Origin of the sequence: Enterococcus alcedinis, assembly GCF_014635985.1 — a bacterium.
In the GTDB taxonomy this organism is placed as follows: Bacteria; Bacillota; Bacilli; order Lactobacillales; family Enterococcaceae; genus Enterococcus_I; species Enterococcus_I alcedinis.
This window is the reverse complement of sequence record NZ_BMDT01000003.1, coordinates 50,930-71,728: the sequence shown is the minus strand read 5'-3', so window position 1 is coordinate 71,728 and position 20,799 is coordinate 50,930. Positions and strand designations below refer to the sequence as shown.

Genomic DNA, 20,799 nt, shown 5'->3' with positions numbered 1-20,799 from the left:
TCTCAAGTCACCCTATTTTACTGTCCTTTTACGACTTCGTTTACTTCTTTCGTGATTGTTTCCCCACCAATTTTATTCCACTGACTAACAAATTCGTCAAAGTATTCAATTGGCTCTTCACCCGTAATAATTCGCACAAACATTTCATCTTCTAATTTCACTAAATTTGTCCATGCAGTATCCATCGTTGGTGTTGTATCAAAGAAATTTACGTCAATTTTTTTAATTCTTTCATCAAATGAAGCTTTTTCACCATCTAAACGAGCCTTAACATCACCCCATGCTGTTAAATCAGATTTTGGTCCATCCTTTTGTAAAATTTCATAATTATTGTAAACAGGTAGTAAGTCTAATCGCAAATCTTCTGATGATCCATCATCAATTGCTTCTGTTAATGCTGTATAAATTCTAGTTGTGATATCGTTAAAATCTAGTTGTGCAGGAACTTGCACTAAAATATGATCCCATCGCGTTTTCATGTCTGGAATTTCTTGTTGTGTAAATTCCTTTGCTTCCGGTGTCAGTTGATAAATAAAATCTTGTGACAAGTTCATTGACTTCACAATTGCTTCAGGATTTGAAAAATCTTTTCTAACAACAATGACGCCTCCAATAGGGTCATTTTGTGTTACATTGATATTTCCTTCCTCGTCTTCAGGAGCAGAAATCGGAATCCAATCTGCCTCAGGATCATTAGCAATTGCTTGTTGGATATCACCATAAGGAGCCCACCATGGATAAAATAGCATTCCTAATTTACCAGATGATACTAAGGCTGATAGATCCTCTGTTTTTCTAACAGCAAATTGTTTATCAATCACTCCATCTTTGTATAGCTGAGAAAGTTCTTCTAATGTTTCTTTTGTTTCAGGTTGAATTGTTCCATAAACTGTCTCGCCATCTTTTTCAATCCATTGTCTTGGGTACGATTGATTTGCATAGAAAATCGGATTTAAACTATACCCACTATTGTAAGTTCCGGCAATTTTAGTTCCCATTGACAATCCGACTGTTTCACCATTACCGGCAAAATCTTGTTTCACAAATTCTTCTGCCAATTCATAAACCTCTTGTTTTGTTTTAGGTAAATCTTTACCAGACTTTTCTAACCAGTCTTTACGAATCCATAGTAAATCTTGTTGTCCACCAATGCTCGTTAATGGTAATCCCATTAATTTTCCATCAACGGTAATTTGATCTAGAATAATATCGCCAAAAGAATCATAAATTTCTTTAAGATGATCCGAGGCTGTTTTTTCGTAAACTTCTGTCATATCTGCAATTAAATCATTATCTACTAGTTGCTTAAATTGTTGTCTGTTCACAATCATGACATCAGGAATATCTCCCGTTGAAATTGAAAGGGCAATTTTTTGAGCCGTATCTTGCGATTCCCAGGCCACTTTAGCGTGCACATTCGCCATTTCTTCTACATATTTTGTTCCAGTATTATCTTCTATAGTCATCCCTTCTGGTAAGCTTCCACCACTATAAACGCCTCGACCAATTGTAAATTCAACAGGTTCTTCATATTTACCATATGGTGTTAAATCTTGTGCCGGACCAGCCTCTTTAGGGTCGGCCTTACCACTAGAACCACATGCACTTATTGCCAATAAAGTTAATCCTAACAAACCAACAGAAAACATCTTTTTTTTCATTTGTATTCCTCCGCTTCTTCTTTCTACAATTCAATTGTAAACGTTTACCGACGTATCTTATATAACATTTTTCTACGTTTTATATCACTTTTTAAGCGTTTTCAATATATTGCAGATTAAAAAAACTTATCTAGCAATACTTCGCTCAATAGATACGAGTTGCTAGATAAGTTCCTATTTAAATAATTTCCTTCAATGATCCCGAATCAATATTCCCTCCTGAAACGACAGCAACGGTTTTACGATTTATTAACAAATGGTCTAGAGCACCACTCATAATTGCCGCAGCAGTTAAAGCTCCTGCACCTTCAGCTACAATCTTTTCCTTGTAAGCTAAGTACTCAATTGCTTGTTTAATGACTTCTTCTTCGACCAAAACCGTCTCATCGATTAGAGGTGAAAGTACACGGTACGTAATATCGCCGGGAATCGCGACATCACAGCCATCTGCTAATGTACGATTGGAACGATTCGCAGTGATTTGTTGATTCCAAATCGAACTGAGCATTCCATGAACGTTGTAAGATTGAACACCTATGATTTTAATGGCAGGATTAATGGTTTTTGCAATCGTTGCAACCCCTGCAATTAATCCGCCACCACCAATTGGCAAAATGATTTGATCAACATCGGCAATTGTTTCTAAAATTTCTAAACCAATCGTACCTTGACCGGCAATCACAGCATAATCATCATAAGGAGGAATAAAAATTTCATTTGTGATTACCGATTCATCTAAGGCCGCTTGTTTGGTTTCATCGAATGTTTCACCAATTAATTTGACCGTTGCGCCATATTTTTCCGTAGCTTCAATCTTGGTAAGTGGAGCTGTTACTGGCATAAAGATACGTGCTTGAATGCCAAGAATCTTAGCTGAAAGAGCGACACCTTGCGCGTGATTGCCTGCAGAAGCAGCAATCACACCCCGTTCAATTTCACTAGGAGACAGTTGCGCTAGCTTATTATATGCCCCTCGAATTTTAAAGGAGCCCGTTCGTTGTAAATTTTCTAGTTTAAAAAATATTTTTCCTTCTTTTAATCCAGACAAAATATTACTTGGAACAAGCGGTGTCTGGATAACGACGGATTCTAAGCGTTCTTGTGCCTCGTATATTTGATTGATTAATGGTTTTTCCATCGTTAACATATTATTTTCCACCTGACAAGGCAATCCCTTCGATAAATTGTTTTTGGAAAATCAAGAAAATGATAATTAACGGGATACAAGCTAAGAACGAACCTGCCATCACCATTGGGAAGTCTGTTCCGTATTGACCACTTAACGAAGCCAATCCTGCAGACAATGTCATTTTATCGGTTGACGTGTTTACGATTAATGGCCACAGTAAGGAATTCCAACCATAAAGCAAACTAAAAATTGAAAGTGAAATCAATGCCGATTTTGATAATGGTAATATGATGGTAAAAAATATTTTAATTCGCGAAGCACCATCAATAATTGCGGCTTCTTCTACTTCCGTAGGTATCGACATAAAAAACTGACGCAATAAAAAGGTCCCAAAAGCAGAAAATAAACCTGGTAGAAATAAAGCTGGAATAGAATCTAATAGTCCTAACTTTTGGACCGTTAAATATTGTGGAATTAAAAATGTTTGTCCTGGAACCATTAAAATTGATAACAGTAATAGAAACAAGAAATTTTTAAACGGAAACTCCAAACGAGCAAATGCATATGCAGCCAAAGCACATAAAAATACTTGCCCAAAAGTGATAACCAATGTGGATACAATTGTATTTACATAAAAGTTTCCAAACGGGAAAATTTCAAATATTTTCGAAAAGTTCCCCCATTGTGCTACTTCTGGTAAAATTCGCGGAGGCACTTGTATCGCTTCTGTCTTCGTTTTTAAAGCAGTAATAATCATCCAAATAAAAGGAAAAATCATAATACCTGATCCTAATATTAATAATAGATGCACAACGATTTTATTCGATTTTTTCTCCTGATTCATGTGACGTCCCTCCTATTTAATGTAGTGAACCCATTTCTTTTGTAATCCAAAGTTAATTGCTGTAATGATTAAAGTGATCATTAGTAGTAACACAACAATCGCTGCTCCGTAACCTTTTTCATTAAAGACAAAGGAATAGCGATAGAATAAAAATGAAATGGACTGTACACTTTTCAGCGCCGGGTTCGTTTCAGAGAACATCAGATAAATTAAATCATAGATTTGTAAGGCACCGATAAGTGATGTAATTAAGTTGAAAAATACCGTAGGCGTTAATAATGGTAAGGTTACACTAAAGAATTTACGTATTGGTCCGGCACCATCCATCTCTGCTGCTTCGTAAAAAGATGAAGAGATACTTTGAAGACCTGCTAAATAAATCACTATTGATGTTCCTAATGAACTCCAAATTCCCACAATTACTAATGAAATCATCGCCCAATTGGAATCCGTTAACCAACTAGGTCCGTTAATCCCAAAAACACCTAAAAATTGATTCAAGATACCAAATTCTGAGTTAAAAATCCACTTCCAAATCATCGCAATCGCTGAAGTCATTGTTACAGCAGGAAGAAAGTAGATTACTCGATAGAAACTTTTCCCTTTGATTTTTGAATTCAATAATACAGCAATAAAAATAGCAATAAACATAGCCACTGGAACGGTAAAAATCGCATACGTAAAGGTGTTTTTTACGGCCCTCAGTAACTCAGGGTCCTTAAATAATCGTTTATAGTTTTCTAAACCGATAATTTCATAGCCACCAAAAATTCCCCACTCCGTAAACGAGTAAAAGACACTCTGGAAAATAGGGATTAAATAGAAAATGATAATCCCTAAATACAAAGGTGAGATGAACAATAAAGCTGTCAATACTTGATCTTTTTTGTATTTACCCAAAAACTTTTGCTTCTTTTTAACTGGCGTTATCGTCTTTGTTTCAGACATTACGAACACACTCCTTACACTCAATTGATAAAAAAAGAAAAACGCTAACACAAAAAACCGATTATGATTTTTCATGCTAGCACTCATCCATTTGTTATTTTTTAATCTCGCTAAAAAATCTCAGTGGTCTTATTTAGCTAGCAGCGCATTCGCCTTTTCAGCAATTTGTTTGCTCGCTTCCTCGACTGTCAATTCACCTGTCCACGCTTGGTTGATAAGGTCTTGTTCAATCGCAATTGCTGCTGAAGAATTTTTGTATCCTGGTAAAGGAACCGCGTATTCAACTGCATCAATAAATACTTGAATGTTTTTATCCGGATGTGCGTTCACCCAAGCATCTTGCGTGCCTTCTAAAACAGGAATAATCCCACCGGCTTCAGCAACTGTTTTCATCGATTCTTCTGACGATAAAAATTCAATCCATTGTTTCGCTGCTTCTTTATTTTTAGAACCAGAGAAAACAACGTTCGCTAAAGAGTTTGATGTTGTTGCGCGTTCTTTTCCTTTTGGTAATGGTGCGACATCAATATTTTGAATGCCAAATTCTTCTTCGAATAAGATTGGCACTTGATAGGAACCATCGACAGCCATTGCTACTTTTCCAGACAGCAGTAATTCATTTGAGTTCGTATTCGTAATCAGTTCAATCGGTGTTCCCGAACCATCTTCGACAAAGCTATGCCAAAATTCAATGCCTTCAATCGCTTCTGGTGTATCAAAACCAGATTTTTTTCCATCATCAATAAATGGTGAACCGCCATTTTGATAAATGGTTTCATAGTAACCACCTTGCCAAGTTGGTGCTACAGCCATTCCATAGATTCCCTCTGCTTCGTTGGTTAATTGCTTCGCAACATCACTCCATGTTTCCCAAGTCCAGCTTTCATCTGGGTAGGCAATTCCCGCTTCATCAAACATTGTTTTATTATAGAACAATGCATTGGTATCGAAATCTTTTGGAATACCGTATAACTTGCCATCACTACCTGTATAAGATTGTAAATACTGTTCTGGAATCTTGTCTAACTCAACATTAATACCATCTAACGGCTCTAAGACACCATTTTCAATATAATCGATCGCTCGAGGAATATTGACGTTAAAGACATCCGCCGCATTTTTTCCAGTCACTGCCGTCTCTAGCTTTGTCCAATATTGTGCCCACGGAGTAATTTCAAGTTTCACTTCAATACCTGTTTCTTCTTTAAACTTATCAGCAACATCTTCTATGGCCGCAGCATATGATTTATCCCACAAAGCATATGTCACAACTTTGTCACCTTGAGTTTTACCTCCTGCATCAGAACCATCTGTTCCACCGCCTCCACAAGCAGCTAATAAAATTGTTGATAAACCTAGTAACCCCAACGTTGATACGAATTTCTTTTTCATTATATTCCCTCCATGATCTTTCAATTTTTGGTGAAAAATAATTAAAATCTGGCAAGTTTAGTTTTAACTAAACTTGCCAAATTCATTTTTTATAGAGCGATACTACGTTTTTCATCCGCTGATTTAACTTCTGCTTCTGCAATACGGATTGTTTCCATTGTGCTTTCTAATGGGCACGCAATGGCTGGATCGACATTATCTAAAATCGATTGTGCGAAGTGCTTGATCTCGATATAGTAGCCACTTTCTTTGCTGATTTCTGGCTCAAAACTGTCTTTTCCATACGGATAATCAACCAGTTTTCCGTTTTCTAAAATGATTGAACCATTTTCAAAGGTGAAGCGGTAACGCATTTCGAAACCAAAGTTGTCGTTGTTGATTGTCCAGTTATCCGCGGCATTTGCTACAATATTGTCGTAGTGATAGTTCGTTGAAACGATATCGTAACCACTACCTTCAAATACCACACGGCCTGCTGTATTGACAGAATGCGGTGTGCCTAACATCCAGTTCAACGTATCAACGTCATGGATGTGTTGGTCTAGTAAACAACCACCAGAGCGTTCATTCGTTAATAACCAGTTTTCCCATGACCAAATTGGTGTCGTTCCACCACGGAATAAGTTGACTTCCGTTAATTTACCGTAACGTTCCGTGTCTAATGTTTCTTTTACGTATTGGTATGATGGGAAGAAACGTAATGTTTGACCAATCATTAAGAATTTTTCGTATTTTTTCGAAGCGTCGATCATTTCTTGACAGGCTTCAGTTGAAATCGCCATTGGTTTTTCACAGAAAACGTGTAGCCCTTTTTCCATCGCTTTGACTGCATACGGTGCATGTAAGAAGGTTGGTAAGCATAAGTCTACGTAATCTAGTTCTTCATTGGCAATCATCTCTTCCATGTCTGTATAGAAGTTAAATTGACTAAAATCAATACTCTTATCGCTAATATCAATGTTTCCTGCTGTTAATTTACCTTCACGTTTTTCTTCATTTACGTCACAAATAGCAACGAGTTTAATTGGAAATCCTTCTTTCATTAAGCGCATATACATTGATAAATGCGAGCTTCCCATAAATCCTAATCCGACTAATCCAACTTTTAACATCTTTCATTCCTCCGATTTTTTATAAATTTACAATGTAATCCAGTGCACGGCTTGTGTCGTAGGCTAATTGCTGACCATTTTCAGTATAAGCACTCAACTCACAAGTTAACGGACCTGTGTAACCAATTTCATGGATTGCTTCAACAAGGTTTTTCCAGTTTAAGCTACCATTTAATAACGTTGTAAAACCATAAATATTACCAATGCTTGTGTTAAAATCTTTGACATGAATTTTTTTAATGCGATCGCCTAAAATTCGAATCCATTGTTCTGGGAAACCAAATTGTAAGACGTTCCCTGCATCAAAATACATACCGACAAATGGGCTATCGATTTTATCAATAAAATCACGGGTTTCGATTGGACTTAATAGGAATTTATTCCAAACATTTTCGATTCCGATATAAATTTCTTTGCTTTCAGCATATGGTGCAAGTTCTTTTAAAGCTGCTAACGCGCGATCGTAACAAACATCATACGATTCCGTTTGTTTGACTAAGCCTGGAACGACTAAGACCGTATCACCACCGAGTGATTGGCAGACATCAATCATTTTTTTGACAATCTCGATGCCTTTTTGACGTGTTGCGGCATCTTGGTCGGTTAGCGAATAGTTCCAGTGTAGTGACGTCGAAATACTTGTAATTGGTAGCTCATATTTATCACTTAAGGCACGAATTTCAGCTAATTCAGTCGCTGTTACGTCTAGGGTTAAAGTCGGGCTATCATTTAACGCCAAATCTTTTGAGACAATATTGTCTTGTGGTTGGCTTTCAGATAAGTTCAACTCAATCGTGTCGAAACCAGCATCTTTCGTTAAAGCAAATTGTTCTTCAATGGTCAATCCTGCGGGTAATGTCCAAACGTTCATTCCTTTTAATAATGTCATTGTTTTGCTCCTTACTTAAATTGTAATTATTTTTTTATCCGTTGCAGACTTGAAGGCTGCTTCCGTAATTTTGACAGTATACAACCCATCTTCACCCGAAACTGGTGATGGTAAGTCTTGTTCAATCGCTTCAATAAAAGCATTAATCATACGAGAATCCATGCTTTCTTCAAAGAAATATTCTTCAACCGTACCGGTCAAATCATCAAAGATTTTTAGTTTTCGACCGAAACCATCCACGGTCATTTGACCTTTTTCAAAGACCAGTTCTAAAATCGCATCGCCCCAAACTGGATACGTTGCTGGACGGTTCCAAGACGTGTCTAGGGACATGATGACACCTTCAGACATTGTTAATTGAATCAATCCAATGTCTTCAACAGGCAGATCTGCTTGGCTCTTACCAGCGTATGCATAGACTTCTTTAGGCTCAATCCCGAATAAGTAGTTGACCAAATCACAAATATGTACAGTATGGTCAATTAAGGCGCCACCACCTGATAGTTCTGGGTCAATAAACCAGCCACCTGGATTCTTTCCGTGGTTTGACGAGTTAATTAATTTCAAGGCACCTAATTGGCCACTATCAATGACTTTTTTAACATTTTGGATTGGCTCTGCAAAACGAACGGGGTGCGCGACAACTAAAAGTTTTCCTGCCGCTTTTCCAGCAGCAACCATCGCTTCAGCATCTGCTGTTGACAAAGCCATTGGTTTTTCAACAATGACGTGTTTCCCGTATTGGAACGCTTTTAATGCGTATTCTTTATGGAAAGCATTTTCGGAACAAATATTCACTGAGTCCGACTCTAAAGTCAGTAACGCTTCTAGTTCCGTAAAAAATGGGATGTCGTATTTTTGCGAGAACGCTTGACCTAACTCGGGGTTTCGGTCATAAACACCGACAACTTCAATGCCTCTTGTTTGAAATTCTGCGACATAACTGTGGGCGTGCATATGAGCGACACCAATAATTGCTACTTTCATCCGATGATAACCTCCATCTCTTTTGCTTCATCCACTTTCTCTACAAAAGAAGCAATGTATTCTTCTAATTCTGCCGTCAACGGCTTAGCTGCATCAAAGGAGACTGACGAGACATACGGTGTACCCGCATAAGCATTGTCTGCTTGCGTATCGTATTGGATCATACCGTTTTCACCAACAATTTCAATTTTTAAAACAGGAGTTGTGACCTCTTGCCAACTTGAAAAAGCTAAATTGACTAAGCATTTTTCGTTAAAATCAAACGTTACAAGTAAGCTTGTATCATTTTTTAAAATCGTAAAGTTTGAAGGTTTTTCTTTTTTCAAAGCTAAAACTAGGCGTACAAAGCCTGCAATCGCTATCTTTTTGTCTGGACTCGCAAAGCGTTGATCATAAAAAGATGAACGAATAAATGAAATCTCGCCTACTTTTTTCAAGGCTATAATTTGTTCTAAATTCTCGATAATTTCCATCTTGCACCTCTATTTTCGCGTTGAATACGCTTTCTATTGATTGTACCAAGCATAACAGAAGACTCTTTTGACCTGATTTAGAAAAAAAGGTTTGTTCCTTACAAAAAAAGGTTCAGCTAAAAAGGCAATGACAAACCCCTCTTAGATATGTGATACTATCTAAAAGAGGAATTGGAGGTCCGTGTCGTGTCCGTACAAATAGCTATTTTTTCAACAGGAATGATTCAACAGATTACAAATATCGCCTTTTATGAGTTTACAGCGAATCAATCGTATACCATTGCTCCCGTCGAAGAATGCAATTTACTTTTTGTCGATTATGGCGAGCTGGAAATGACGATTGATGGACAAGTCCACCTTTTAAAAGAGGGGCAATCTTTTCTAATTCCAAGTCAGGCCACCTACGCCTTTCAAGTCAAAGACAACGCGGTTAATTTATTATTAATTCGTTTTTTACCTCAAACGACAAATATACTCGATGTCATTTACAAACAAACAATCACCCTTGAGCGTACGCATCGACAGTTGTTCGCGCAAATTATCTATGAATCAAAAACGATTTTTCCAGCAGTTACGACGAATGTCTTTCATGTAGCAGACAATCAGCGACTGGATAACAGTCCGATTGGAGCAGAAGATTTGATTTACTTATATTTGTCGCAACTATTGATCTTTATGGCGCGAGAAAGCCAAGTTGTGATTTCCGAAAAACCGAAGCCTTCAACGAGTTTGATTCAACGACATTTTGAAACCCAAGAAATTGACGACATCATTAGTCATATGGAAGCTAACTTGGACAAGAATTTATCGATTGCCGAACTGTCTGAACATTTCTTTGTAAGCCCTTCCTACTTGAAGAAAACCTTTAAGAAAGAAACCGGCTATAGTTTGATTACCTTTTATCGCATTTTAAAAATGGAACGTGCCAAGCAATGGATGCGCGAAAATGAAATGAATTTTACTGAAATTTCGTGTCGCCTAGGCTATGACACACTCCATCATTTTTCGAATAGTTTTAAAAAATATACAGGGCTCAGCCCAACTGCCTATAAAAATTCGATTCATACCATTGAAACGAAATTAGAAGGTTTACACGAAGGAGGCGATTCGCGATGAAGATGGAACACCAAGCAATTTTACAACAAATCCAGATGGATCAATTAGGAAGTGTCACTTTTTCTCGCTATGATTTGGCGACAGGTATTGAAACACATGCGCAACTCGAATTAATGTTAAAAGAAGCGTTACAGTTTTTGCTTCTGTGCCATCAATCACCACTAGAGACCGTTTATGGATCTTATGAAGCTGAGCATCATATTTATTTGATTACGATGCAATTTAAAAATCAAAGCTTGTGTAACTTATTTATCGACGCGTCAGATGCCAACCAACAAAATTATCAAAAACAAATTGAAATCGTTGGAACCAAGGGCTTGTATCAATACAATTCCGCTGATCGACGGGGATTTTCGTCGAATTTTATTTTACCTGGTAATTATCAAGTCGATTATCAAGAAGCTTCACTCGAAAACATTGGGCTTTCGAATCTCGTTTTTCAAATTAAAGAAAGCATTAAAAATAACGAAACGATAACGTTTGGAGGATAGAACATGAAAGTTGGGATTATTGGTTGCGCCCATATGCAGGCAAAAATCTATTGCCAAGCGCTACAAAGTTTAGGGGTCGAAATTACTGGCGTCTTTGATCGAAACCCATTACGTGGCACGACTTTTGCAAAAGAACTCGGAATTCCCTTTTTCCCAAGTTTAGAAAAAATTTTGAAATCACCAATGGATACGGCTTTAATTTGTTCTGAAAATAGTCTGCACTATGACTATACATTGGCTTGTGCCTATCATAAACGACACGTGATTGTGGAAAATCCACTTGCTTTAAACGCCGAAGATGCAAAACGGATGATCCTAACTTGCGAGGAAAACAATGTGAAACTCCTAGTTGCGCATCCTGTTCGTTACGCTCAAACGATTCGTGATTTGAAAGCGATTTACGATGCGGGGCAACTCGGAAAAGTTTTAGCAATTGTCGGAACAAATCATGGGAAAAACCCGGGCGGTTGGTTTATCGATAAAGAACTCTCTGGTGGTGGTGCGTTACTGGATCACACCGTCCATTTAGTTGATTTGTCGAAATGGCTTTTTGGCTTTGAGATTGATTCGATTTACGCACGCACAAATTCGCATAATTATGAAGACATTGAAGACTCTGCTTTGCTACATATTCACTTTACAAACGGTGTCTTTATGAGTCTTGATACCTCTTGGAATCGGCCAGACAATTATCCGATTTGGGGCGATGCCGCTCTTAAAATCGTAACCGAAAAAGGAACCGTTTATGTTGACGGTTTTGGCCGCCGTTCAGATATTTATTTAGCCGATCAACCCGCAATGAATCACCTTTATGAAATCGATATGAACACCACGATGCTGGCAGACTTTAAGCGTTGCATTGAAGAAGATTTACCTGCGCCGGTGACTGGTCTGGATGGACTTTATCCCGTTGAAATTGCGAATTTCGCTTATCAATCAGCTCGAATGAAAAAAAGAATAATCCTTAATCAAAAAAATAAAATCGAAGAACAGGAGACAAAGCAATGACAATTCGTTTTGGTATTATTGGTTTAGGGAATCGTGGGTATAAATATGCCTTGCGCACGATTCAACATCATCAAGAGGTTGAACTGACAATGGTTTGTGATGCTTTCGGAAATAATTTCCATCATTTTCCAACGGTTGCTCACACAACTGATTATCATGAATTACTCGCGAATCCTGAGGTTGATGCCGTTTTTATCGCAACACCTGATGATACACATGCAGAAATTATCTTAGCTGCTGTTAAAGCCAACAAACACATTCTATGTGAAAAACCCCTCGAGATTAGCGATGAAAAAGTCGCTTTAATCGAAGAAGCACTTGAAGGGTATGATAAAGCCTTTGAAGTCGGCTATGTCTTACGTTATGCGCGCAGTTTTAGTAAGATTAAAGAATTTATTGAAAATGGTGCGATTGGTCAAGTGATTATGGCGCACGTCACGGACCACGTCCAATACGGTGGCTACGCTTATTTCCATGACTGGCATCGAACGCGTGAGAAATCAACCTCTCTACTCTTACAAAAATCAACGCATTCATTGGATTTAATTAACTGGTATTTAGATAGTAAGCCCGAAAAAGTCGTCGCTTTCGGCGATTTGATGGTCTTTGGTGAAGTTGGTGCTAGGCAAAAATTCGGAAAACCAGTCGCCGATGATTTACATTGCGGGAATTGCCCGATTAGCTCAACTTGTGAAGAAAGCATTCAAAATTTAGCCAAAGAGAAAAACATTTCATGGTCGGATAATTGGCCCGACAATTGTGTCTTTAATAGTGAAGTTGATGTTGATGATCATCAAACCGTTATGATTCGTTACGCGAATAAAGCCAAAGCCACTTATCAACTTTGTCAATTTGCAGCTTTTTATCAACGTGAGTTCCATTTCTTCGGCACGAAAGGCGAATTGTATTTTGATGACGTTAGTAATAAAATTATCATTACCGATCGCTTAAAATCGGAAACACTGACTTATGAAAATAAACATGAAGAAAAAAATATGGAACCCGGTGATGAAGAACAATTACAAGACTTCATTGATGCGATTCAAACCGGAAAAACACCTGTTTCAAATTTGGAGTCAAGTGTACTAGCAGGAAAACTTGCTTTGGCAGCCCAACGTTCAATTGATAACGAAACCATTGAGACAATCAAATAGTACATTAAAAAAGAGCTGTTACATAAAACAGTTCTTTTTTGTTGTGCATTGTTGTGCTTATTCTAAAATCATTTGGGCACTTTTCACAAAGATTCTTTGAATTTTGTCTTTTTCGCTCATAATTATTGAAACCCCTTTCAATCTTTGATACTATCAGAAAGTAAAATAAATTATTCGAGCAAAGGAGATTGTTTGTTATGCCAAGTTATTGTCAAATTATTTCATCCGCATTGCCACTCTCCCTTGAGAGCATCGGCAATGATTGGATTCAAAAAACCATCGAGCGCCCAAATGGGTACCCACTTTATCATTGGGTACAAACCACCTCAGGAGAAGGCGAAATTTTGATTGAAGGACAAACCATTACATTATCTGAAGGGCAAGGAATCTTAATTCCACCACATATGCCTCATTCGTATAAATCAATTGATTCATGGCACACTTGTTTTGCAACGTTTAATGGAACAATTCAAGAACGAATCCCAAAAATCCTTGGTACTGATCAGTGGGTTTTAGGTGAAAATACAACGAAATTTTCTTATACGCAATGGATTGAAGAAACACTTGAGAAGTATGAATCGCATCAAATTAACTCATTAACGACTTCAAAAGACGTGTATTCCTTCTTACAGCAACTTTCATTCGGAAATGTTCGAACACCAATGAAAATTGCCTAATCGGTTTGAATCTATCGCTAAAAGGAGTCGTTATGACGCAACGCTTACCCAAAAATGCCCATCAAATCTTTGAACGTGAGCATTTTACCTTTAAAAAAATCAAAGAAACACATAATCCGACTGAAGTAGAACAAATTAAACTGGCCTACAAAGAAACTTGGCAAGCTTGGAAAGCGTTACAGTTAGACGTTTTCGCTTCCCTTTCCGTGGTCGATTCTTTTGAAAAACCGAAGATTGAGAGTTGGACGAATGGTTGGAACTTACGAAATCACTTTTGGGCGGCTTATCGTTTAAGCGACGCACCCAATAGCAATGCTTGCTTAGCTGTCTTATTTAACCGTAAGCAACTGCAAATTTACTTAATGTATCAACATTATCGGAGTGAACAGCGATCAGGGGACATCGAAACATACAACGCAATGCTCGCTCATTTACCGAGTTGGAGCGAAGCGATCGACCTTCACGATTACTATATTTGGCCACAACAAGAGCATGAATTAGTGGATCACTTATTGCTGCACGACTATTTAGTTGATGCCGAAAAGCAAGCAGCATTACAAGCACAAGCATACGAAAAAAGCTTTCAACTTGGAAAAATTCGTTATACAACGAATGATCTAGGCGATGAGAAAGCCTTTATCTTACAAGGTTTCAAAGAGTTAACCCCCTTATTACAAATCATTATTAATCAAAAATAAACCGCGACACAAACAACAAAAAGTTGAGTGTCGCGGCTTATTTATTTTTCTATCGAAGTTCAAAATCCAAGAATTCTAAATCACTTTCACACAGTTCCAAACGAACTGAAATTTCTGCTTTTATCTCTGATAGACGAACTGCCCATTCATCATCGTGGCATTAACATTCGTTGTTAAAATTTCTTCTTCTGAACACGTTAAAAGATTGCGTGATAATAGGCAAAGGTCAGCTTTCATTCCCACTCGAATCTCCCCAATATCTTGTCGACTCAACGCTTGTGCCGCACCTTTTGTTTGGGCGTATAAGGATTCTGCAATCGACAATACTTCGGCTGGCATTAAACGTTCGACTGGTACACCTGATTTTTCACGTCTTGCGACAGCATAATAAATCGACTCAAGTGGCGTTACACCGACGACCACTGGACTATCTGTCCCAAAAGCTAAGGTTGCTCCATGATTTAAGAATGATTGGAAAGGAAACATCTTCGCTGCTCGCTTTGTACCGACTTCTTCATCTAATGTCTCATATCCGACTAATAAATGGCTCGGTTGCACAGAAATGACGAGTTGCTCTTGCCCGACTTCAGCTAAATCGATTGGGTCCATGACTTCTAAATGTTCCAATGTATTAAACTTGCCTGATTCTAAAGGAAATTCACGCTGACTTTCTTTAAAATATAGTAAAGCTTGGTGAATGGCCTCGTCACCGATGGTATGGATACGCATCGGCCATCCTTGTTGATTCGCCATCAAAATAAACTGACGCATTTGTTCAACAGGAATCAACGGTCCCCCAACATCCCCTTGATAATAAGGCGTTTCATAGACGTCTTTTAAAAAGGCCGTATGGGTACTCGTTACGCCATCGAAAAATTGCTTAACGCCACCCATTTGCACTTTCGCTGATTGGTAAGTCGCTGCAATTTTTTGTAAGTTACTAAGCTCCTCGCGCATTGCTGGATAAAAAACCGCACGTACTGTCGCTTCGTCTTCAATCGCTTGATAGTTTTCTGGATAAATTAAATCATCCCAACTCTCACCTGTTAACGCCACATCGCCGATTGTTGTCACGCCCATTTGATTGAGTTGTTGCATGTAGGCTAAATAAATTTCCGGCGTTTCTTTTTGAAAGACCGTTAAAACATGTGCTAAATAATGAATTGCCACCGCTTCTAAAAAACAACCCGTCAATTCGCCTTGACTGATCAACGCTTCACCACTCATCCCTTGAGGAATATTTTGTACCGTCATGCCTAATTGCTGCATGCCTTTGGTGTTTAACCAAATACTATGGGCATCGCCAGCAATTAATAATACCGGCACATCGGCACAATATTTGTCCAACGATTCCTTTGTTGGGTAAACATTTTGACCAAAATCACTACCAAACCAACCAATACCGATTTTCCAACCATGAATCGTCGGTAAATCAGGTACTTGTTGAGCAAAGGCTGCTTCACTGCTTCCTTGTAATGCTGTTAATTTTCCGGCATGCATTAAAGCCGATAAAAAGAAATGCACGTGACAATCAATAAAACTCGGAATAATCATTTGATCGCCACAATCAATGACTTCTGCGTCCGATGGGCACTCATTTAAAGGACCGACTGCGATAATTTCTTCGTCTTGAATTTGAATATAACCGGCAAAGGTTGTTTTTGTTTGCGTATCAAAGATTGCATTCGATCGTAAAATCATCACCTATAACCCCATCTTCCATTCTAAAAATAGGTCGTTATATAGCTCAACCGTTTCTTGCCCAAGGTACTCATAATGCTCCATTTGCTCCAATGCTTCTGGTTCTGGATAGAAGGTTGGATCTTCCGTTAATTCTTTCGGTAACAATGCCTTCGCGCCTTCATGCGGTGTCGCATAGCCGACGTATTCTGCATTTTGTTTGGCATTTTCTTTTCGTAACATAAAGTTAATGAAGGCATAGGCGCCATCAAGGTTCTTGACCGTTTTCGGAATGGCAAAATTATCGGTCCAAATCACACCGCCATCTTCTGGCACAACATAGGCAATCGCTGGATTTTCAGCCATCACAAAAGCCGCATCACCTGAATAGGCTAAACCAATCGGCGCATCCCCTTGAATCATCAACGTTTTAATTTCATCGGTCAAAACCGCTTTAATATTCGGACGAATGGCTTCTAATTTTTTCATCGCAGGCGCTAAAGTCTCACGGTTTTTCTCATTTAAGGAAATACCAAGCGACTGCATGCTCATCCCCATCGTCTCACGTGAACCATCCATCGCTAAAATTTGATTTTTAAAAGCCGGATTCCATAAATCATCCCAACTTTTAATTTGATCAACCGGGATTTCTTCCGTATTGACCATCAAGCCTAACGTCCCCCAGAAATAAGGCAACGAGTATTGATTCCCTTGATCAAAATTTTGATTCATTAAAAAGCTTGATAGCTGATCCATTCCCTCGATTTTATCGTGGTCTAAAGGAAGTAATAAGCCGTTTTCGAGCATTTTAGGAATAATCGATTCACTCGGAAAAACCAAATCATACGCCGTTCCGCCTTGCTTAATTTTGGTCTCCATTCCTTCATTGGAATCAAACGTACTATAAATCACTTTGTAGCCAGTTTCTTCTTCAAATTTCTGAATTAAATCAGGATCGACATACTCGCCCCAGTTAAAAATCGTCACCTGTTCTTTCGTTCCACCAACCGCTTCACTATTGTTATTCTCCGTTTGATTTAACCATGTTCGTCCACTAAACAACACCGCTAAAAGGAGTAAAATTCCGATCACAAATACCAATAAACGCTTCACTTCTTCGATCCCTACTTTCAAAATAAATTGCTTTGCAAAGCATACTCAATTTTGAAAGAAAAGGCAACGATTTTTGATTGAAAAATCAGGATTCATTCGTAAGATTCAAACGAACAATTATTCACCTTGACGATACAAGCTCGCTTCAAAAACGTCCATTATTAAGACTTCTTCTTTTTGAGCATAATATAAAAAGTCATCGACACTGCCAGAAAAATAAATACCGTTAATTTTCACGCCATTTTTTTCAACATAAGCCAGCGCTTGTTTCAATTCATCCATTGTCACTGATGCGTCAGGTATGTACGACAACAGCTCTTGATGATCGATCAAATAACGTAACAAGGATAAATAATGTTGTTCGTAAGTTTCCGCCGTAAATCCAGGTCGACTATATAAATATGCAAATGGGAAAAGCTCAGGGTACTCTTTATTCATTTCCATAAGAGCTTTATTTCCATGTTGAGCAGAAATACCATGCATCAAATCCATTCCTAACCCATGTAAATCACCATTGTTTTGACTATCTTCTAGTGTTTGATTTTCTACGGACAGCCCACGAATATTCACTCCACCAAATTTTCCAAAAAATTCAAGCATTTCTTGTGTTGTTAAGGCTTCTTTAAAGGTAAAAAAACCAAAAACACTGCCACTTTTAGGGAGTTGTTTGACTTTATTTAACGTTGTTGCTTTGGTTGTTTCAATCATCTGAGCGTTCTCTTGCCGATCACTATATAAAAACATCGGATAATGCTCGACATCCAATAAAGGATTTTCATAATTGTTAGGATAAGTCACTTTTCCTTTTTTTATTTGATAGGTGACTTGTAAACTTGGCGTTTGATTCAGTGCATATTTTTCTTGATAATAATTTTGAATTTGATAGTTACCACCCGATAAAGGTGTCGTTTGGCTATAATTCCATTCGATTTCCGGTCTGGTCAGTTCCGTATACAGCAAATCATAGATGGCTAAATCGGAAAGTTCACTCTCCAAACTAGTCACCGTGGGATTATAATAGAAGCGATCCATTACCTTCTTACCTATATAATTTCCGATACCCAAAATACCCACTAGACACAACAGTACTAAAAGAATTTTGATAACAATCCGACGATTTGTCGCCCGTTTCATTTTTTGAAAAGACTCTTCTGGTAAATCCATCGCTGGTTTTTCTACTATTCTTTCCCATTCATCTTCTAATAAGTAATCTTGAAATGCTTGATACTCCGCACGTTTTTCTTCAAAGAGTGCTTGCTCTTCTGGGGTTGCTTGTTTATTTTTCACTCGTTTGATTAATGCTTGCCAATCAGTCATCGCCTAAATCCTCCTTTAATTTCTTGCGTCCACGGTACAAAATCGTTCTTGTTTGTCCATTTGATAAGGCTAGATAGTCAGCAATTTCTTGAATCGACCAATCTAAAAAATAAAAGAATACAAGAACTTCTTTGTAAGGGGGAGTCAATTTTTCAATGCTACGGTAGAGCGCTTGGTGGCTTTCTTTTTCAATTAACCACTCATCTACTTGTTGCGTCTGGCTTTTCGCCTCGTGATGAAATAAGGTGAACTTCCAGCGCTTTTTTCGCCGTTGTTGATCCAGAAATCCATTTTTAATGACACGGTACAGCCAAAATTTGATTTCTTTTGGTGCCGTTTTTTGTAGCGCCAATTGATAAAACGCCTCGCTGACAAGATTTTCCGCATCACTTTTGTGTTTCGTTAAACTCCAAGCATAAAGCAGCATCCCTTGACCATATGCTTGATAAAGTCTTTCTATCGCCTCTTGCTCCAACCTACTCCCCCTCCCTTCATTAATCAAACGTTTGATTAGCTAAAATGTCACAAAAAAGGAGAAAGAATTTCTCCCCTCTCCTTTAACGATGGATTCCTAACTTAAATCCTTCAAATAAACATAATCATCCATAATATAACCTTGACCAATATCATTTTGGCAAGCTTCAACGCATTGAAAGCCTTGATGTTCATAAACAGCAATCGCGCGCTGATTGTATTTATTCACATTCAGGCGGATTTTCTTGCCGGCAGCTAGTTGATCATACCAAGCAAAAACTTGTTTCCCATAGCCTTGACCACGAGTGCGCTCACTTAAATACAGCTTACTCAAATAGATTTCATCCGACGACGCACGATAAGCCGTATAACCAACGGGCTGATCATCCGCCATTAAAATAAAATATTGATCCCCTTGTGCGATTTCTTTTTTGATATTTTCAAGTGATTGATACGTTTCTAACATATAATTGACTTGCTCTGTCCCAATAATTGGCGTATAGATTTCTGGCCAAATGTCTTTCACTAATTGATCCACGATTCGCATTTGGTCTTTTGTCATGACTTTTTCGATGCTTAAAATACGCCATCCCTACTTTCTTACGTTAACGTTAAGGCATCAATTTCCGCTAATTCTTCTTCTGAGAACGCGAGATTGTTTAACGCTTTTAAATTATCTTCTAATTGTGACACTCTTGAAGCACCAATCAAGACGCTGCTGACAACTTCTTGACGAATATTCCACGAAAGCGCCATTTCTGCTAATGTTTGTCCTCTTGCTTCAGCAATCTTATTGAGTTCTTTCACCTTCGCTAACGTTTCCTCCACACGATCGGTTGATAAAAACGGACTATCGGAACGCGCTGCACGTGAATCTTCCGGAATGCCATTTAAGTAACGATCCGTTAATAAACCTTGAGCTAAAGGTGAAAAAGTAATCGCACCAATGCCTTCCTCTTCTAAAACTTGAAACAAACCTTCTTCCGGCGTCCGTTCGAACATACTATATTTTTGTTGATGAATAATAAATGGTGTTTTTTGTTCTTTCAAAATTTTAGTCATCGCTGTTGTTTGCTCCGCAGAATAATTCGAAATCCCAACATATAGCGCTTTTCCTTGACGCACGAGTAAATCAAGCGCATGGGCTGTTTCTTCTAACGGTGTATTCGGATCTGGACGATGGTGATAAAAAATATCGACATAATCAAGGCCTAAACGTTTTAAACTTTGATCACAACTAGCAATCAAGTTTTTCTTGGACCCCCACTCACCGTAAGGTCCTTCCCACATATAATAACCCGCTTTTGACGAAATAATCATTTCATCGCGGTAAGCGCTTAAATCTTCTTTTAACATGCGTCCAAAATTACTTTCAGCTGAACCGGCTGGCGGACCATAGTTATTCGCCAAGTCAAAATGCGTAATCCCTTCATCAAATGCTTTAAAAATGAGTTTTCTTTGATTGTCTAACGGATCGACATCGCCAAAATTATGCCATAAACCTAAAGAAATTAATGGGAGCTTAAGACCTGACTTACCAACCGAACGATATTGCATGTTTTCGTAACGTTTTTCTTGTGCTTGATACATTTCTCCACCTCATTATTGTTTTTCTTTTAGTATACCTCTTCTCCTC

At 38.1% G+C, this 20,799-nt stretch carries 21 protein-coding genes; 6 read left to right on the top strand and 15 right to left on the bottom strand.

Going from position 1 to position 20,799, the window contains the following annotated elements; genetic code table 11:
* Positions 1-17: 17 nt before the first annotated feature.
* From IEV09_RS04985 to IEV09_RS04945, 9 genes are all read right to left on the bottom strand, one after another.
* Positions 18-1,661, bottom strand: a complete 1,644-nt coding sequence (locus IEV09_RS04985) for an extracellular solute-binding protein (RefSeq protein ID WP_188367166.1) — start codon at positions 1,659-1,661, stop codon at positions 18-20.
* A 178-nt stretch (positions 1,662-1,839) separates the two neighbouring features.
* Positions 1,840-2,808 carry a pyridoxal-phosphate dependent enzyme gene (locus IEV09_RS04980; protein ID WP_188367165.1) on the bottom strand — a complete coding sequence of 323 codons (969 nt, stop codon included), beginning with the start codon at positions 2,806-2,808 and terminating at the stop codon, positions 1,840-1,842.
* Position 2,809: 1 nt separating this feature from the next.
* Positions 2,810-3,634, bottom strand: a complete 825-nt coding sequence (locus IEV09_RS04975; RefSeq protein ID WP_188367164.1) for a carbohydrate ABC transporter permease — start codon at positions 3,632-3,634, stop codon at positions 2,810-2,812.
* Between the two features lie 12 nt (positions 3,635-3,646).
* Positions 3,647-4,582, bottom strand: coding sequence for a carbohydrate ABC transporter permease (locus IEV09_RS04970; RefSeq protein ID WP_188367163.1), 936 nt, complete (start codon positions 4,580-4,582; stop codon positions 3,647-3,649).
* 129 nt (positions 4,583-4,711) lie between these two features.
* Positions 4,712-5,974: a sugar ABC transporter substrate-binding protein gene (locus IEV09_RS04965; protein ID WP_188367162.1), complete on the bottom strand. Its 1,263-nt coding sequence runs from the start codon at positions 5,972-5,974 to the stop codon at positions 4,712-4,714.
* Between the two features lie 89 nt (positions 5,975-6,063).
* The gene (locus IEV09_RS04960; RefSeq protein WP_188367161.1) at positions 6,064-7,086 is read right to left on the bottom strand and encodes a Gfo/Idh/MocA family protein; all 1,023 of its coding nucleotides are present in this window, start codon (positions 7,084-7,086) and stop codon (positions 6,064-6,066) included.
* Positions 7,087-7,105: 19 nt separating this feature from the next.
* On the bottom strand, positions 7,106-7,975 hold the full coding sequence (locus IEV09_RS04955; RefSeq protein WP_188367160.1) for a sugar phosphate isomerase/epimerase family protein: 870 nt from the start codon (positions 7,973-7,975) through the stop codon (positions 7,106-7,108).
* A gap of 15 nt (positions 7,976-7,990) precedes the next feature.
* Positions 7,991-8,962 carry a Gfo/Idh/MocA family protein gene (locus IEV09_RS04950; RefSeq protein WP_188367159.1) on the bottom strand — a complete coding sequence of 324 codons (972 nt, stop codon included), beginning with the start codon at positions 8,960-8,962 and terminating at the stop codon, positions 7,991-7,993.
* Positions 8,959-9,435: a hypothetical protein gene (locus tag IEV09_RS04945; RefSeq protein WP_188367158.1), complete on the bottom strand. Its 477-nt coding sequence runs from the start codon at positions 9,433-9,435 to the stop codon at positions 8,959-8,961. Before IEV09_RS04945 ends, IEV09_RS04950 begins: the two co-directional genes overlap by 4 nt.
* Before the next feature lie 186 nt (positions 9,436-9,621).
* Between IEV09_RS04945 and IEV09_RS04940 the strand changes: the two genes are divergently transcribed.
* From IEV09_RS04940 to IEV09_RS04915, 6 genes are all read left to right on the top strand, one after another.
* Positions 9,622-10,551, top strand: a complete 930-nt coding sequence (locus IEV09_RS04940; RefSeq protein WP_188367157.1) for an AraC family transcriptional regulator — start codon at positions 9,622-9,624, stop codon at positions 10,549-10,551.
* Complete coding sequence (locus tag IEV09_RS04935; RefSeq protein WP_188367156.1) at positions 10,548-11,042, top strand: hypothetical protein; 495 nt, start codon at positions 10,548-10,550, stop codon at positions 11,040-11,042. Before IEV09_RS04940 ends, IEV09_RS04935 begins: the two co-directional genes overlap by 4 nt.
* 3 nt (positions 11,043-11,045) lie before the next feature.
* Positions 11,046-12,050: a Gfo/Idh/MocA family protein gene (locus IEV09_RS04930; RefSeq protein WP_188367155.1), complete on the top strand. Its 1,005-nt coding sequence runs from the start codon at positions 11,046-11,048 to the stop codon at positions 12,048-12,050.
* Positions 12,047-13,204: a Gfo/Idh/MocA family protein gene (locus tag IEV09_RS04925; protein ID WP_188367154.1), complete on the top strand. Its 1,158-nt coding sequence runs from the start codon at positions 12,047-12,049 to the stop codon at positions 13,202-13,204. Before IEV09_RS04930 ends, IEV09_RS04925 begins: the two co-directional genes overlap by 4 nt.
* A gap of 197 nt (positions 13,205-13,401) precedes the next feature.
* Positions 13,402-13,881, top strand: coding sequence for an AraC family ligand binding domain-containing protein (locus IEV09_RS04920; protein ID WP_188367153.1), 480 nt, complete (start codon positions 13,402-13,404; stop codon positions 13,879-13,881).
* Between the two features lie 32 nt (positions 13,882-13,913).
* Positions 13,914-14,579 (top strand): HI_0552 family protein, encoded by a 666-nt coding sequence (locus IEV09_RS04915; protein ID WP_188367152.1) that lies wholly within the window; start codon positions 13,914-13,916, stop codon positions 14,577-14,579.
* A 120-nt stretch (positions 14,580-14,699) separates the two neighbouring features.
* On the opposite strand, the gene IEV09_RS04910 is transcribed toward IEV09_RS04915, so the two are convergent.
* From IEV09_RS04910 to mgrA, 6 genes are all read right to left on the bottom strand, one after another.
* Positions 14,700-16,280, bottom strand: a complete 1,581-nt coding sequence (locus tag IEV09_RS04910) for an amidohydrolase (protein WP_188367151.1) — start codon at positions 16,278-16,280, stop codon at positions 14,700-14,702.
* 3 nt (positions 16,281-16,283) lie between these two features.
* A complete protein-coding gene (locus IEV09_RS04905; RefSeq protein ID WP_188367150.1) occupies positions 16,284-17,372 on the bottom strand; it encodes an ABC transporter substrate-binding protein in 1,089 nt (362 codons plus the stop codon).
* Between the two features lie 117 nt (positions 17,373-17,489).
* Positions 17,490-18,689 carry an anti sigma factor C-terminal domain-containing protein gene (locus tag IEV09_RS04900; protein ID WP_188367149.1) on the bottom strand — a complete coding sequence of 400 codons (1,200 nt, stop codon included), beginning with the start codon at positions 18,687-18,689 and terminating at the stop codon, positions 17,490-17,492.
* A complete protein-coding gene (locus tag IEV09_RS04895) occupies positions 18,682-19,164 on the bottom strand; it encodes an RNA polymerase sigma factor (protein ID WP_229731666.1) in 483 nt (160 codons plus the stop codon). Before IEV09_RS04895 ends, IEV09_RS04900 begins: the two co-directional genes overlap by 8 nt.
* A 96-nt stretch (positions 19,165-19,260) precedes the next feature.
* Entirely contained in the window at positions 19,261-19,725 is a 465-nt protein-coding gene (locus IEV09_RS04890) for a GNAT family N-acetyltransferase (protein WP_188367148.1), read from the bottom strand.
* 38 nt (positions 19,726-19,763) lie between these two features.
* A complete protein-coding gene (mgrA, locus tag IEV09_RS04885; RefSeq protein ID WP_188367147.1) occupies positions 19,764-20,753 on the bottom strand; it encodes an L-glyceraldehyde 3-phosphate reductase in 990 nt (329 codons plus the stop codon).
* Between the last annotated feature and the right edge of the window lie 46 nt (positions 20,754-20,799).